13 protein-coding genes are annotated in these 15,353 nt (G+C 60.3%); 5 read left to right on the forward strand and 8 right to left on the reverse strand.

Annotated features, from left to right (window positions below; translation table 11 throughout):
• On the reverse strand, positions 1-924 hold a 924-nt coding region (locus DFT_RS23855; RefSeq protein ID WP_161807243.1), incomplete at its 3' end, for a TolC family protein.
• 491 nt (positions 925-1,415) lie between these two features.
• On the opposite strand from DFT_RS23855, the gene DFT_RS23860 reads away from it, so the two are divergent.
• A complete protein-coding gene (locus DFT_RS23860; RefSeq protein ID WP_054034148.1) occupies positions 1,416-2,657 on the forward strand; it encodes an autotransporter domain-containing protein in 1,242 nt (413 codons plus the stop codon).
• A 149-nt stretch (positions 2,658-2,806) separates the two neighbouring features.
• Here DFT_RS23860 and DFT_RS23865 read toward each other — a convergent pair whose 3' ends face one another.
• On the reverse strand, positions 2,807-3,577 hold the full coding sequence (locus DFT_RS23865; RefSeq protein WP_076750874.1) for an RluA family pseudouridine synthase: 771 nt from the start codon (positions 3,575-3,577) through the stop codon (positions 2,807-2,809).
• On the opposite strand from DFT_RS23865, the gene rsmG reads away from it, so the two are divergent.
• Entirely contained in the window at positions 3,563-5,089 is a 1,527-nt protein-coding gene (rsmG, locus tag DFT_RS23870) for a 16S rRNA (guanine(527)-N(7))-methyltransferase RsmG (protein ID WP_235506321.1), read from the forward strand. The genes DFT_RS23865 and rsmG overlap by 15 nt on opposite strands.
• Before the next feature lie 139 nt (positions 5,090-5,228).
• Here rsmG and DFT_RS23875 read toward each other — a convergent pair whose 3' ends face one another.
• Complete coding sequence (locus DFT_RS23875) at positions 5,229-5,672, reverse strand: DUF1499 domain-containing protein (RefSeq protein ID WP_076750875.1); 444 nt, start codon at positions 5,670-5,672, stop codon at positions 5,229-5,231.
• A 298-nt stretch (positions 5,673-5,970) separates the two neighbouring features.
• Here DFT_RS23875 and DFT_RS23880 point away from each other — a divergent pair, with 298 nt between their 5' ends.
• Positions 5,971-6,654 carry a hypothetical protein gene (locus DFT_RS23880; protein ID WP_152972137.1) on the forward strand — a complete coding sequence of 228 codons (684 nt, stop codon included), beginning with the start codon at positions 5,971-5,973 and terminating at the stop codon, positions 6,652-6,654.
• A gap of 115 nt (positions 6,655-6,769) precedes the next feature.
• Here the strand turns inward: DFT_RS23880 and DFT_RS23885 are convergent, their stop codons facing one another.
• From DFT_RS23885 to DFT_RS23905, 5 genes are all read right to left on the reverse strand, one after another.
• Positions 6,770-9,217, reverse strand: a complete 2,448-nt coding sequence (locus DFT_RS23885) for a heavy metal translocating P-type ATPase (RefSeq protein WP_054034154.1) — start codon at positions 9,215-9,217, stop codon at positions 6,770-6,772.
• A 187-nt stretch (positions 9,218-9,404) separates the two neighbouring features.
• A complete protein-coding gene (locus DFT_RS23890; RefSeq protein ID WP_054034156.1) occupies positions 9,405-9,644 on the reverse strand; it encodes a YHS domain-containing protein in 240 nt (79 codons plus the stop codon).
• 62 nt (positions 9,645-9,706) lie between these two features.
• Positions 9,707-10,057 (reverse strand): SHOCT domain-containing protein, encoded by a 351-nt coding sequence (locus tag DFT_RS23895; RefSeq protein ID WP_054034157.1) that lies wholly within the window; start codon positions 10,055-10,057, stop codon positions 9,707-9,709.
• Positions 10,058-10,361: 304 nt separating this feature from the next.
• Positions 10,362-10,895 (reverse strand): Spy/CpxP family protein refolding chaperone, encoded by a 534-nt coding sequence (locus DFT_RS23900; RefSeq protein WP_054034159.1) that lies wholly within the window; start codon positions 10,893-10,895, stop codon positions 10,362-10,364.
• Positions 10,896-11,289: 394 nt separating this feature from the next.
• Positions 11,290-12,027 (reverse strand): sulfite exporter TauE/SafE family protein, encoded by a 738-nt coding sequence (locus tag DFT_RS23905; protein ID WP_054034161.1) that lies wholly within the window; start codon positions 12,025-12,027, stop codon positions 11,290-11,292.
• Between the two features lie 201 nt (positions 12,028-12,228).
• On the opposite strand from DFT_RS23905, the gene DFT_RS23910 reads away from it, so the two are divergent.
• Entirely contained in the window at positions 12,229-12,822 is a 594-nt protein-coding gene (locus DFT_RS23910; protein WP_054034163.1) for a TetR/AcrR family transcriptional regulator, read from the forward strand.
• Positions 12,819-15,017, forward strand: a complete 2,199-nt coding sequence (locus DFT_RS23915) for an acetate--CoA ligase family protein (protein WP_054034165.1) — start codon at positions 12,819-12,821, stop codon at positions 15,015-15,017. The genes DFT_RS23910 and DFT_RS23915 overlap by 4 nt, the downstream gene beginning before the upstream one ends.
• Positions 15,018-15,353: the final 336 nt, after the last annotated feature.

The following is a 15,353-nucleotide window of genomic DNA, read 5'->3' on the forward strand; positions in this document are numbered from 1 at the left end:
GATCTGCCAGTCGGCCGCGCGCAGTCGCAGTCCGGCAGCCACCACATCCGGCCGAACCGCCAGCAGATCGGCGGGCACCCCGGTTGCGGGCAAGGCGGCCAGTTCGGGCAATCGCCGACCGGTGATGCCGAGCTCGGCGCGCGGGGGGTTGCCCGTCAGCAGGGCCAGTTGATGCAGAAGCAGTTGCTCCTCCTGTTCGACCAGCGGTATCTCGGCCAGCACCGTCTCGACGACCTGCTTTTGCTGATAGACGTCAAGCACCGATGCCAGGGCATTGCGAAAACGCAGTTCTACGAGCTCCAGCAGAATCCGGTTGGTGCGCAGCTGGTCCTGCAACAGAGCAAGCTGCATGCGCTGGGACAGAATCCCCACCCACCGCAGCGCCACCTCGGCCGCGAGGGTCACGGCCGCGGCATTGAAATCCTGGCGCGAGGCCCCCGCCGCCAACTGCGCCGAACGGTGTTGGGCTTGCACGCGGCCCCACAAATCGATCTCATACCGGCTGACCAGGCCTGCGCCGGCGCTCTCCAGACGACTCTGGACGCCGCTGGCCGAACGCTGACGCCCCTTTAAATAATCGGCGTCGCCGGTCAGGTCCGGAAAACGCCCGGCCCCCGCCTGCACGGCCACGGCCTGGGCTTGTTGCAGGCGGGCCCAAACTTTGCGGATATCAAAATTCTGTGTCAGGGCGCTATCCACCAGCCGGTTCAGCTCCCGGTCCCCAAAACGCTCCCACCAACGGGAATCAACATCGACATCCCCGGAATAGAGGGCAAATTGATCCGGCACCCCCTGGTCCATCGAACGCGGCTCGGGCCTGAACGGTTGACACCCGGCGGCCAGAACGGCGCTCACCATCAAAAAGAATAAGGTCATCCGCCACAGGCGATGCATGGCACGGAAATCACGAGAACGCCTGGACATGGTTTCAATCTTTCGTTCGCATCGAATTGTGGTCCTCACTCAATCGTCATTGGCATGAATCTGCGCGGATGACGTGGGCGGGCGTAAAGCCTGCCTCTGCGAGATTCGCGGGCCAATAAGGCACATCCGGCGGCCACCCGGGTGTTTCACTGTAATCAACTTTGCGCCATATCAAAGCGTGGATCGAGATCGTGCCGCCCCCTCGCCGGTCGTGTCGCCACCGCACCCCTTGTCGAAGGCCGCCGATGCCGACATCCGGATGGTTGGATGGTATCCCGATTCAGTGGAATTATCAAACGGCAATGCAGGGCCCCAGGGATTCTAACTGAATGCCATTCACCAAATCCGGCCCGGGTGGGGCCCGAGGCAACGCCCAAGCCCAAGGCCAAGACCGATCAGGAAATCCTGATCGCCCTATTCGCCTTTTCCTTGGATCTTGAATGTGGTACAAGCGGCCCGGAACTTCACCACCCAAAAGGGAGCCGTTCGCCATGAGCCTGCACCCGCTAAAAAAATGCGGCCTTTGCCTGTCGGCCATTCTCTTTTTGCTCTCACTGTTTTGCGATTCGGGGATAGCCGCCACGATGAACTTTCCCGGCGGACAGACCGTGGACCTTACCAGCGCACAGTTCAATCGGCTCAAACGGCAGCCGGGCATTTTTTACGTGGAATACCCATCCCACACCCTCATCCCCGCCAAAACCACGGAACGGGTTGTGGTGGAGGTCCCTGAAGCACTGGGAGGCGGTTTCCTGATCGCCTTCTCCGAGGATTACCAAAAAGGATTGGCGGTTATTGCAGCCATCCCGGTCGACGGCCTTCAGCCTGCCCAAGCAAGCTTGGACCCGAACGCCAAGCCGGAAGGCGACCGCGCCGTCCGGACGGAATTCGCCTTGGACGGCGCCTACCGGGTCGACCGCTTGAAATGGAACATCGCCGGCGACAACTCCGGCAACAACCCCAATATCCTGTCGGAACTGACTTGGGAGGATCTGCGCATCTTCCAGCTTCGGTTGAGCAACACGACCCTGGTCAAGGAACGGATCTACCTGCGGGGATATGCATCCTACGGCTGGATCCAGTCCGGCGACAACCGGGACTCGGACTATCTCGCCGACAACCGCACGCTGGAGTGGTCGCGGTCGGACAATGCCACCGACGATGACGATGTGCTCGACGGTTCGCTGGGCCTCGGCTACCGATTCGCGATGGCAAACGAACGTATCGTATTGATTCCCCTGATCGGCTACTCCTACCACGAACAGAACCTGCGAATCACCGACGGCTACCAGACCATCCCGCCGACCGGCAGTTTTGCCGGGTTGGACAGCACCTACCAGACCCGATGGCACGGTCCCTGGCTGGGTGTCGATTTCAAGGCCCAGACCCCGCCCACGGATGCCTTTATCCAGCGCTGGATCTTTTTCACGACCCTGGAACTGCACTATGCCGATTACTACGCCGAGGCAAATTGGAACCTGCGCACCGACTTCGCCCATCCCAAAAGTTTCGAACACGATGCGGATGGATACGGGGTGCTGTTCAAGATCGGCACCCAGCTTATCTTCACGAAACACTGGGCCCTGAATATCGCCTATGACTATGCTTACTGGAAGGTGGAAGAAGGCACCGACCGTGTCTTTTTCGCAGACGGGACCCGCGCGACCACGCGGTTGAACGAGGTGGTCTGGCGGTCTCACGTCTTCTCTCTGGGCGTCGCCTATCAATTTTGACGGCGCCGCAAGAAACCCGATATCTAGGTTGCGCTCATCCCGTTGTCCTTGCGGCGTACGAGAAGAACGCCTCAGGACAAGGCATTTCGCGCGCCTTGAATTTGAACCTCTATCGCCAACGTACGGCAACCCCTTTTTTCACGAACTCATCAATTTCGATCGACTTGCCGAATCTCCCCGGGCAGCACCAGGCCGTCCGCCAGATAGGCTTCGATGGTCCATAGTGGCGGCGCTGCCGGTGCTTCGTTTGCCGGCCAGGGCCAGCCTTCGGGCATGGGTGTCTCGAAGCACATCTCCTCTTGGCGGGTCGGGTGAGAAAAACAGAGGCGGTGGGCCAGCAGGGCGATACACCCATGGGGCAGGGTATGCCTGGCGCCGTAACGGCGGTCGCCGAGGATGGGGCAGCCGATGTCGGCCAGTTGAAGGCGAATCTGATGCCGGCGGCCGGTCTCCAGACGAACGGAGAGCAGGCTCGTATCGCCCTGGGTGGCGAGAAGTCGATAGGATAGCCCGGCCGTCTGAGTGTCCGCCGCCGCGTCCGAAGCGACGGCGCTGGACCGCCCCCGGCGCGTCAGGTGATGCACCAAGTGGTCGCTTTCCCGAGACGGCTGGCCCTCGACCACGGCCAGATAGCGCTTCTCGACATTTCCTTGGCGAAACTGGGCGCTGAGCCGGGCGGCCGCCTTGGAGGTACGTGCCAGCACCACCACCCCGGCCACCGGCGCGTCGAGTCGGTGCACGATCCCGGCAAAGACCCGCCCAGGCTTTCCATAACGCGTCTTGAGCCATGCCTTGGCCAGTTCATCCATCGTGGGCCGGCCGGGTATGTCGCGTTGCATAATCACACCGGCTGGTTTATAAGGCACCAGCAGGTGATTGTCCTCATAAAAGACGGGCCAGCGCGGATGAAAAAAGATCATGGCACGACATCTCCTCCCAACAAACAGAACCGGCGCGAGCCGATCCGGTCCCGGCCGATGCACCGGGGAAAAACCGAACCCGGCCCCCAGGCCCTGGCCGCCATCTTCGAGTCCTGCGGCATCGCCCTGACCCAGCGGCAGATCGACCAGCTCTGGCTCTACCACACCCTGCTGCGCCGCCACAACACCGAGCTGAACCTGACCCGTATCCACAACTTCGCCAACATGGTGCTCAAGCTCTACGTGGATTCGGTCCTGCCCGCCCAGCTGACCCGGCTGCCGTCTCCCCTCATGGACCTGGGCACCGGCCCGGGCATGCCCGGTATCCCGCTTAAAATTCTCCACCCGGAGCTGACCCTCCGCCTGGCCGAGGGGCGCGGCAAACGGGTCGCCTTCCTGCACGAAGTCCTTGCCAGTCTGGAGCTGGAGGGCCTCGATATCATCGAAAGGGCCATCACGCCGACCTTCGATGAACCGGTCAACGGCGTCATCACCCGCGCCGTGGAGACCATGGACCAGACCCTGATGCGTATCGACAACTGTCTGTCCGAAAAGGGCCGCGTCATCTTCATGAAGGGGCCGGGCTGCGACCCGGAGATCGCCGAAGCGCTTCAACGCTTCGACCGCCGCTACACCTTGATCGAAGACCGCGCCTACCGAATCGGCGATACCCGCCACGAACGCCGTCTGGTGGTCTTCGAACGGCTCGATGCACCGCCCAGGGCCATTGCTGCGACGGCCGCCCGGAGACATCCCGTGCAGATCGTCACCAGCGAGCAGAACAGCCGCTTCAAAGGCCTGAAGAAACTCCTGACCGGCCGCGGGGTCAAAAAGGCCGGCCAGGCCCTTCTGGCCGGTGCCCGTCCGGTCGCGGAGATGATCACCGCTTTTCCCGAACGATGCCTGGCGTGGATCAGCAATGGCAGCCAGAATCCGCCGAATGAAAACACCCCCGCAACCATGCACTGGTTGCAACTGGCCGAACCCCTGTTCCAGACGCTGGATATTTTCGGGACGCACGCCCCCCTGCTGCTGATCGAGGTTGCGGACATGACGCCCTGGTCGCCGGAAGAAGAATTTCCCGAGGGTTGTTCGTTGCTCGTGCCCTTTCAGGATCCTGAAAACATCGGCGCGATCATCCGTTCGGCCGCGGCCTTCGACGTCAATCAAGTCATCCTGCTCGCCGAGAGCGCACACCCTTACCACCCCAAGGCGCTGCGGGCGGCCGGCGGTGTGACCCCAAAAGTCCGGCTGCGCCAGGGCCCTTCCCTGAAGAATCTTCCCGAACACCTGCCGATCGTCGCCCTCTCTGCCGAGGGGCGAAGCATCGATACGGCCAGTCTTCCAAAACGATTCGGTTTGCTGGCCGGCCTGGAGGGCGAGGGGTTACCGGCCCGATGGCGGGAACGGTCGCTGTGCATTCCCATCTCGAAGAAGGTCGAATCGCTCAATGCGGCTACGGCCACCGCCATCGCCCTCTATGAGTGGCGCAGGCGGCAATCCGTTACTTAGTGCCCACCCACAAATGGCCAATTTGCCCGATATCTGCGTTCTGCTCAAAATTTTATCCTCGGAATATCAACTATATGCCTGCGGTAAAATTTTTCGCACGCCTTGATCTCAACCAGATTTGCCTATTTGTGGACGGACACTACTTAGTGCCCGCCCACAGCCGTCGAATCTCTTCGACCCGCTTGCGGTTCACGCCAAAATCCGAATATCCGGTTCGTGCCGCCGAACGGACATGAATCACCCCGGCCTCCGGGACGAAGAAAAACTCCAAGTCATCGACGAAACGGAAGATTCGTGAGCGGCACTCGGCGTGAATATACTTCTCCTGAACGGTGACGACGCGGGTGCGAGTCATCTCCGCCAGCAGTCTGACCAGACGATCACGGGCCGCCGTCCAGTCGCCCGCATATCGGAAAGGTTCCACGGCGTGCTTTTCGCGCGGGTCCATGGAGGAGACGCAATTGGGAGAGCCGGGGCATCCAGCGAGCGGGCCTGGGATCAATTTGGGCGGGTTGACGGTACAGCACACCAGCAGCGGTAAAATGCAGCCCAAGGTGCAGCGGATAACAACAACTTTGTTCATCTCAACCCCCACAATGCCCTTTCAATGAGTGCCAGCGATTCTAACTGAGCGTCATTCAACCTGAAGGACATGCTTTCCAGCCTTTGTTGTGCAAAAAAATCGCATGGCATCGGCCGCCTGCCCCACCAACGCCGGGTTTAATGAATAGCATTCCGTTGGAATCGCGGAACGAGTGCCGCGCGGCTTGACAACCCGAGTAAATCAGAGTAGCGATTTCTTTGTCAATGCTTGAATTCAAGCCAATCTAAAGGACATGCAGATGCACATTTATCGGCGGGCATTTATAATTTGGTGTCTGATGGCGAGCGTCACGGCGCTTGCGCCGGCTTGGGCCGAAAGCGGCCCATCGCCCCAGACATCTTCGACATCGACCCTTAGACGGGCGGCGGTGGCGACATTTCTCGTGGGGCCCCGCCAACCCGAAATCGACGAGTCGATGGATCAAACCCTGAGCTGCCCCATCGGAGAGATCTGCATGGACGATCCGTCGATCCTTCCCCATGCCGGCGCCACCTTGACCCGCCTGGTGGATCGTTATCTCAGGGGCCGTTTCGGACAGCAGATCGTCTCCCGCACGGAGATGCGAAACGCCGAAACGGAGATCCAGCTCAACCAGGAGACGGACACGCCGCGCACCCTGGCGGAACGCCTGGGGCGCCTGCTGGAAGTGGATGTGGTGGTGATCGGCACCGTATGGCGCTACCGGGATCGCGGCGCCATCGAAGGGGTTCCGGACAGTCCGGCCTCCGTCGCCTTTGCGGTCTACTTCATCGATGCCAGCAATGGCCACATGCTTTGGCGGGGGTTGTACGACGGAACCCAGCGAACCGTCTCCAAGGACCTGCTGCATGCCGGAAAGCAACTCAAGATGGGGCTCAAATGGCTGACGGCGGACGAATTGGCCGCCCATGGGGTGCGCGAATGCTTCAGCGCATTGCCGCCCACCCTGCTTTCCCTGGCCGACTTGAATCCACCGAATTAGATGGTGCCCATCCACAAATTGGCCATTTGTGGATGGGCACTAGATAGTCCCGTATATCATCGCCGGCAGTCCCCCACCCCTATGCTGGCCTCGGCGACCGGGCATCAATCGGACGTTATTGGATTTTGGCGCGATAGAGACGCAGGCTGTTGGACACCACCGAAATGCTGCTCATAGCCATGGCCAGCGCCGCCAGAATCGGATGCAGCTGGCGCAGGAACACGGGCAGGTCCGATAGCGGCGCCAGGACGCCGGCCGCCACCGGAATCAGGATGACATTGTAGATAAAGGCCAGGATGAGGTTCTGGCGAACCGTGGCCATGGTGCTGCGGCTGATGGCGATGGCCCGCGGGATGCCGCTCAAACGTCCGCTGGACAAAATCACATCGGCCGTCTCGATGGCCACGTCCGTACCCGTACCGATGGCCATGCCCACCTCGGCCTGGGCCAGGGCCGGGGCATCGTTGATGCCGTCGCCCACCATGCCGACCTTGTAACCCTGGGATTGAATCTCCTTGACCTTGGCGGATTTTTCTTCCGGCCGCACTTCGGAAAAGACCTCGTCGATGCCCACCTGCTCCGCAATGGCCCGGGCGGTTTCGGCGTTGTCGCCGGTGAGCATGACCACCTTCATCTTCTGGCGATGCAGGGCCGCGATGGCCTCTTTGGAATCGGCCTTGAGGGTGTCGGCCACGGCGATGAGACCGGCCACGCGTTCATCCACGGCGAGCACCATCACCGTATGACCCTGGGCCTGCCGTCGGGCGACGGCCTCCCGGGACGCATCATATCCCTCGACCGAACCGTCGAACCACTTGGGTTTGCCCACCCGCACCCGGCGTCCGTCCACATCCGCCGTGACGCCGTATCCGCCCTGGGCCTCGAAATTCCTGGGGTCCTGCAAATCGATCCGCTGCTCTCTGGCCGCCTTCACGATCGCCTTCCCCAGGGGATGCTCGGACCCCAACTCGGCCGATGCGGCCCATTTGAGCACCTCGTCGGAAGTATTCAGCACGCCGTCGAGATGGACCACATCCACCACCGCTGGCTTGCCCTCGGTGATGGTGCCGGTTTTATCCAACACCACTGCGTCGAGCCGGGTGGCGCTCTCCAGGGCTTCGGCCTTTTTGAACAGCACCCCGTTCTCCGCCCCCTTGCCGGTGCCGGCCATGATGGCAGTGGGCGTGGCCAACCCCAGGGCGCACGGGCAGGCGATCACCAGGACCGCCACCAGCCGGATCATGGAAGCGACAAAGTCGCCGGTCACCGACCACCATATGGCAAAGGTGACCAGCGCGATGAGGATCACGCCCGGCACGAAGACGGCGGCCACACGGTCGGCCAGTGCCTGTATGGGCGCCTTGCTGCCCTGAGCCTCCTGCACCAGGCGGATGATCTGGGCCAGGGCCGTCTCCCGGCCCACGCGGGTGGCTTTGAATTTGAGCAACCCCTGGCCGTTGATGGTGCCGGCGGCCACGTTGTCCCCTTCTCGCTTGTCCACCGGGATCGGTTCGCCGCTGAGCATCGACTCGTCCACGGCCGAAGCCCCCTCGATGACCGCCCCATCCACCGGAATCCGCTCTCCGGGACGCACCACCACGATGGCGTCGCGCTGCACTCGGGTAAGGGGCACTTCGAGTTCCTGGCCATCCTCGATGATAAAAGCGGTCTTGGGTTGCAGTCCGATCAGCTTGCGAATGGCGCTGCCGGTCTTGCCCTTGGTGCGCGCCTCGAGCAATTTACCCAGCTTGATCAGGGTGATGATCACGGCCGAGGTCTCGAAATAGACATGATGGCCCAGGGCCGGCGCCAGCAGCACGCCCACCGAGTAGATATAGGCCACCGAGGACCCCAGCGCCACGAGCACGTCCATGTTGGCGCTGCGGTTGCGCAGGCTTTTGAATCCGCCGACGTAATAGTCCCAACCGGTGTAGAATTGCACCGGCGTGGCCAACGCCCAGAAGAGCCAGTTGACCCAGGCCGCGTGGCTCCAGGCGCCCAGGAGGCCGAAATCGCGCGACATGCTCAACACAAAAAGGGGCAGCGCAAAAACGACGCCGGCGATGAACTTGCGGGTCTGGTCACGAATCTCGGCGCTGCGCGCCGCCTGTTCGGCATCCTCGCCGGCCATCCCCTCCTCAGGCGCGATGGCTCCGTAGCCCGCCTTTTCAACGGCCGCCACGATCTCCTCGATGGTCACGGCGCCGGGCAGATAATCGATGGAGGCGCGTTCTGACGCGAAATTGACCGCCGCACCGATGACGCCGTTCACCTTCTTGTTCAAGGTCCGTTCGACATTGGCCGCACAATTCGCGCACGTCATGCCGGTGATCGGAAGGTCCACGTGGGCGGCCGGCACATCGAACCCGCTCTTTTTCACCTGGGCCACGATCTCTTCGAGTTTCAACTGCGATGGATCAAAGGCGACCTCCGCCTTTTCACTGGCAAAATTGACACTGGCGGATTGGACGCCGGCCAGCTTGTTCAGACCACGTTCGATATTGGCCGCACAATTGGCGCACGACATGCCGGTGAGGGGGAGCGATATGGACTGCTGGGACATACAATATTCTCCTGTCTGGAGCGTACCTGCCTATCATTCGCCTATTTGTGAACGGGCACCATGCAACATCAATTCAGTAAACTAACCATGTCGGTATGAATTTCAACGCACGGCATTGACCCAATGCGGGACAATGGAAATCGCTTACCTTCCCCCGCGGCTCGCTTAAGCCGGTCGTCATTGCTGCTCAATGGCCGCACGTGGGCGGTTTGCCTCCGGTGGCCTTATGGAGCCGCTCCAGATAGCGGCGCCAGAACCCCTTGCGTTCGCTCACCACAAAATCCTGAGGGGCCGCTTCGAATCGGCGGCGGCAGCTTTCGGCACAGAAATAGAGCTCGATGCCGTTGTAGCAAGTTGTTGCGGCGGCTGTGGATGGATCCACCTCCATGCCGCAAACCGGGTCTATATAACGCGTTGCATTTCTCATAACGGACCTCCTGTACGCCGGGCCTCGAAGCCATTTGCCCGATCTGGCCCAGAGCCATCGCGTCAACGGGTCAGTTCGCGCCGCATGGCCTCGTATTCAGCCCGGTCGATCTCGCCCTTTGCATAGCGGCGCTTGAGTATTTCCAATGCGTCCGGCGCATCGGGAAGCGTATCGGCAGTCGTCCGCCGGACGGTCAAGACGCTCGAAATCAGCAGCACCAGGGCCGCTATCACAACAATCCAAAAGAGAATCATGACAAACCCCATAGGGCCGCCCGTCATCATGTCGTGCGGCATCCAATCACCGCGGCTGAATCGGTACAGACCGTGCCGGCTGGCCAAAAACCAGATACCCAGAGCGATCAACCCCGCAGACAACCCGATGCTGAACAGGAAAGCGGAAATTCGTTTCATGGGCGGTACCTCCCGTGATCGATGGCAGGACACTGGACGTAACGATTGTGACGCATGACAGTTATGATAAGACCGAAAAAAGTCTCAAAGGGGTCATGCCGGCGGACTTCTGTATCCAGAACATATTGAAAATACTGGATATCGGCTTCCGCCGGGATGACGGTAAAAGCGAATTCCGGCCTTTTGCATAGCCGTCAGTTATCGGTGTGTTTCCAAAGAGGGGGCGGTCAATGGTGCCCCGCCCCTTATTCGACTCGATCGGAATGCTCCTGGCACGCGCTCGCGCAAACGCGCACTCACCATCCTATCGCCAGCAGTAACCGCCCCCATAGCCCCGGCCAAAGCCGCGCCGCGCATCTTCGGGCAACAGTTTCCGCATTTCAAGTTGGTGAAGAACGGCCTGTTGATCGAATTCACTTTCCAGCTGCGACAGCTCCTTACGCAACGTGGTCACCTTGTCGGTGTCCGGGTTGTCCTTTCTCATCTCGGTCCCCAAATCGTAGCGCTTGTCCTCGATCTGGTCCCTGAGCTTCTCGGTTTGCTCGAAAAACTTTTCCCTGGCTTGGTCGACCTTGGCCCGCTGCTCTTCGGTGAGGTCGGCGCCGTAACCGCGCCCGTAGGATCCGTAGCCGGGACCATACCCCATCCCTTTACCGTGTCCGGGACCCCATCCGTGGCCATATCCCATCATGTGACCGCCATAGCCCGGTCCCCAATCCATCATATGGCCGCCGTAACCGCCTCTGCCGTAACCGCCCTGGGCAAAAACGATCGCCGCGCCCGCGAACAACAGGACTGCGCTGATGATCAAAGTCTTTTGGGTGAGTTTGGTTCTCATGGTGTTTCTCCTTTCTTGGGTTGTGTCCTTTTCACACAGCGTGTTTGTTTGAGATGATATAAGAGCAAGCGGTGTGCCAGTTGTCCCTATACATCGATCGAGATCCGTCGTAATGTGTTGTTATGATGATGTTTTAAAGCGATTAAAAGAACAACGGAGAGAGAAACGGGTGAGGTTGATCCCTATCTGTCGGCAGGCTAAATGGGTATTTTTGATACAGTTATCTGTAGTGGTCTCGCGTGAACAGGGTAATAACGATACAGCCCAATAGCCCTTGATGCCCCTGGCGGGTGTTCGGGCCGTCACCCGTCGATGATAGCCGGCCAGGAAATCGATGGGAAGGCCAAGGGTGCGAAAGCGATATGAAAAGGGTCAGGAGGGAGGCCACCCGACGCTATACAATCCCAATGTATTGCAGGATCAACAGAAGGGTGATCGCCGCCAGAACGCGCCTCAGCCAGCGCCGATAGCGCTCTATATCGATGCGATTCCGAAAATACATTCCCGCCCCCAGGGCCAGCAAGGCGACGCCGACAATCGGGAGCACCGTGATCACATATGCGGCATCCAGGTAGCCGTGGCTTGCCAGGACGGCACCCTGGCTCAACTTACCGAAAAAGAAACAAAAATTAAAAACCTGGACGGTGATGAGCGGGGTGAGGTTCATTTCCAGGGCAAAGATGATCAGTGCCGGCACCATGACATTCACCGTTCCGGCCAGCAGCCCACCTATCAGTCCGAAGAGAGCGCTGGCATAAACCGGATGGCGCCGGACCCAATCCAGTCGGATGCCGAAACGATGGATGTTCAAATAGACGATGATCATCGCCGCCAGGAGCAGCTTATACGGTGCCGGATCGGTGAGGATGAGCAATTGGGTCCCCAGAAGGCTTCCAATGGCCCCAAAAATCGCCAAGGGCCAGAAGCGCCCGATACTTTCGCGCCAGTGCCCGCCATGAATCACATTGACCAAATTGATGGCCAGGGTAGGAAACAGCAGCAGGACGATGGCGGCGCGGACATCGCTGATCAGCGCCAGAAGCGGTGTCGCCAGCATAGGAAAGCCCAAACCCAGCAGGCCGTGCACCATCGCCGAAAAAATGATAATCAAATAGGTTGCCATGTCAGTCATGATCCACCCTGCTTCCTGCATGCAAATGAATACCGCAACCGGAAAAAATCGAAAACGGAAAAGATGAAAAGCACCGTTTCACCCCGGCATGAATCGACGGCGGCACCGCCCGGCAGGATTATGCAGTTGACAACCAAAAGATAAGTAAGTATTACTCACCCATCTTTTCAATTCATCCTCGACCAGGATCCGGGCTGCGATATGAAACATAAAGGCCACACCAATCCACCAGGCCGCCAGAAGATCATCGAAGCCCTGACCCAACTCATGCGGACCCGGGATTTTCATTCGGTGACCACGGCGGAGATCGCCCAACGGGCGGGTGTCACCGAGGGGTTGATCTACAAGTATTTCAGCAGCAAGAAAGACCTGCTGTACCAGGTGCTCGACGATCTCTTCGCCCGGTTCAACGAGGTCATCCTGGAGCGCATCACCGGCACGCCGTCCGCCATCCAGCAGCTGGACATCATCATCGCCTCGAGCATCGAATATTACGCCGCCAACCGCGTCTTTGCCCGGATTCTGCTGCTGGAGGTGAGGAACTCGCAGGACTATTTCACCTCCGAAGCTTATGAGCGGGTCAAGACCTATGCCCGCCGTATTCGGGACATCATCGACCAGGGCATCGCCAAAGGTGAAATCAAATCCGACATCGATCCGCAAATCTTAAGAAACGTCATCCTGGGGGCCATCGAACACGCCTGTCTGGGGGAGATCATTTTTTCCAGGAAGCTCGATGCACAGGTGGTCACCCAAAGCATTTCAACGATCCTATTCAACGGGGCCAAAGCATGAACAAAGAATTCAACGTCCAGAAGCTCATTGCCGCCAGCATCGCCAGCGGTGCCCATGTCATTTGCGAAGACGACGCCAAAGCCATTTTGGACAATTTCGGGGTGCCCGTAGTTACGGAGATCCGGGTACCCGATCCCCAAACGGCCGGGGAGGCGGCCGAACAGACAGGTTTCCCGGTGGTTCTCAAGGCGGTGGGGGCGAAGATCCTGCACAAAACTGAATCGGGCCTGGTGCGCGTGGGATTGAACAGCCCGGCCGAAGTGGCCGCCGCCGCCGCCCGCATGGCGACCGAAAGTCCCCTGCCCATCGAAGCGTTCCTGGTGCAGCCGCAGATCCGGGGAAAGAGGGAGTTTGTGGCCGGCATGTTCCGCGATCCGCTCTTCGGACCGGTCATCATGTTCGGATTGGGCGGCATTTTTACCGAGGCGCTCGATGATGCCGTCTTCAAGGTGGCCCCCCTGACCGATGCGGATATCGAAGCCATGTTCGCGGAACTGCGTTCCCGTAAACTGTTGCTGCCATTCCGGGGGGAGGAGGAGGTCGATAGAGCCGCCCTTGGCGCCATCTTGAAGGGGTTGTCCGACCTGGCCATGCAATTTCCCCAGCTCAAGGAAATCGACATCAACCCGCTGATCGTCAAGCCCGATGGCGCGCCGGTGGCCGTGGATGCCCTGATGGTCACCGGCGAACACCGACCTGCGCCCGCCATCAAAAGGGGCGAGGTCAACCGCGAAACCCTGGGATCGTGCTACTACCCGTCGTCCGTGGTCTTCGTGGGCGCTTCGGGCACCATCTCCAAGTGGGGGCACATGCTTCCCACCAACATCCTCAACCGCAATTACAAGGGCCGCGTCTACCTGGTCAATCCCAAGGGCGGGCAGATCGCCGGGCAGGAGGTCTACCGCTCGGTGAGCGACATCGAGGACGACGTCGACCTGGCGGTGGTGACCCTTCCGGCCGCCAAGGTCAAGGAACAGATCCCCCTCCTGCAGGCCAAAAAGGTCAAGGCCATGCTGCTGATCTCCTCCGGTTTCAGGGAGACGGGTGAGGCGGGACGCCGGCTCGAAGATGATGTCGTCAGGGCGGCCCGTGAAGCCGGCATCCTCATCTTCGGGCCCAACACCATGGGCATCTGCAATCCGCACATCGATTTTTTCTGCTGCGGGGTGCACGTCTATCCGCTGCCCGGCTCCACCGCCCTGGTCTGCCAGTCGGGCAACATGGGCACGCAGCTGCTCGCCTTCGCCGAGCAGCAGGACATCGGCATCCGCGCCTTTTCGGGTTCAGGCAACGAAGCCATGGTGACCCTGGAAGATTACATGGAGGCCTTCGAGGCCGATGAGCTGACCCGCACGGTGGTGCTCTACATCGAAAGCGTGAAAGACGGCGTCCGTTTTTTCAAGAGCGCCCGCCGGGTCTCCAGGAAAAAGCCCGTGGTGGTCCTCAAAGGCGGCCGCACCTCGGAAGGCGGCATGGCCGCGTCGAGCCATACCGGTGCGCTGGCATCCGACCACCGCATCTTCGACGCCGCCTGCCGCCAGGCCGGCATCATCCAGGTCAAACAGCCCATCGACCTGCTCGACTTGTCGGCGGTCTTCTCGTCGCTTCCCCTGCCCCGGGGCAACCGGGTGGCCATCATGACCCTCGGCGGCGGCTGGGGCGTCGTCACCACCGATCTGTGCATCGAGCACGGCCTGACCCTGCCGCCGCTCTCCGAGGCCATCGTGAACCGGCTCGATCAAATCCTGCCCGACTATTGGAGCCGGGGCAATCCGGCCGACATCGTGGGAGAACACGATCCGGCCATCCCCATGACGGCCATGGAAGCGTTGATGAAGTGGGACGGCTGCGACGCGGTGATCCACCTGGGCATCCACGGTCGGCGCATCCTGGCGGTCAAGATGCTCACCTCCATCGCCAACACCGACCCGGCCTATTCCGCAGAAGAGTTGAGGGGAATTGAGGATCTGGCCGTCGCATTTGAAAAAGAGTACATCCGGCACGTTGCCAAACTGACCGAAAAGTATGACAAGCCGGTGCTGGGCGTGAGCCTGCTGACCGACGAGGACTCCAAAACACTCTATCGGATCGAGGGCTGCAAGTACAAAGGGGTTTTCTTCCCGTCACCGGAGCGGGCGGTCAAAGCGCTGGCCGGTATGTGCCGCTACCGGCAGTGGCTGGAAGCCCATACATAATTAAAATCGGCTTCCCGAGCCTGTCTGTCGTTCCCGGACGGTGCCGTCAAAGCGGATCGTCCAGCAATTCTTGCTGAATTTGATTCACTCCGAAGGGCATGCTGTACAAAAGACGTTTGCAAAAAAATCGCATGGCAACGGAAATGGCAGGCGTGGGTGGAGCAGGTGGCCAGGGCCACGTGAGCCTGCGGTCGTAGTGCCAGTTAAATGCAAACGGCGGTCAAGCGGCCCAGACTGTTTGAGCGCAGCGAGTTTCTGGGCCGCCCGCCGTGCATTTTACCGGCACTTGACCGCAAGGCGTGTGGCATCGGCCACCTGCTCTACCCACGCCGGGTT

The sequence above is a fragment of the Desulfatitalea tepidiphila genome (assembly GCF_001293685.1).
In the GTDB taxonomy this organism is placed as follows: domain Bacteria; phylum Desulfobacterota; class Desulfobacteria; order Desulfobacterales; family Desulfosarcinaceae; genus Desulfatitalea; species Desulfatitalea tepidiphila.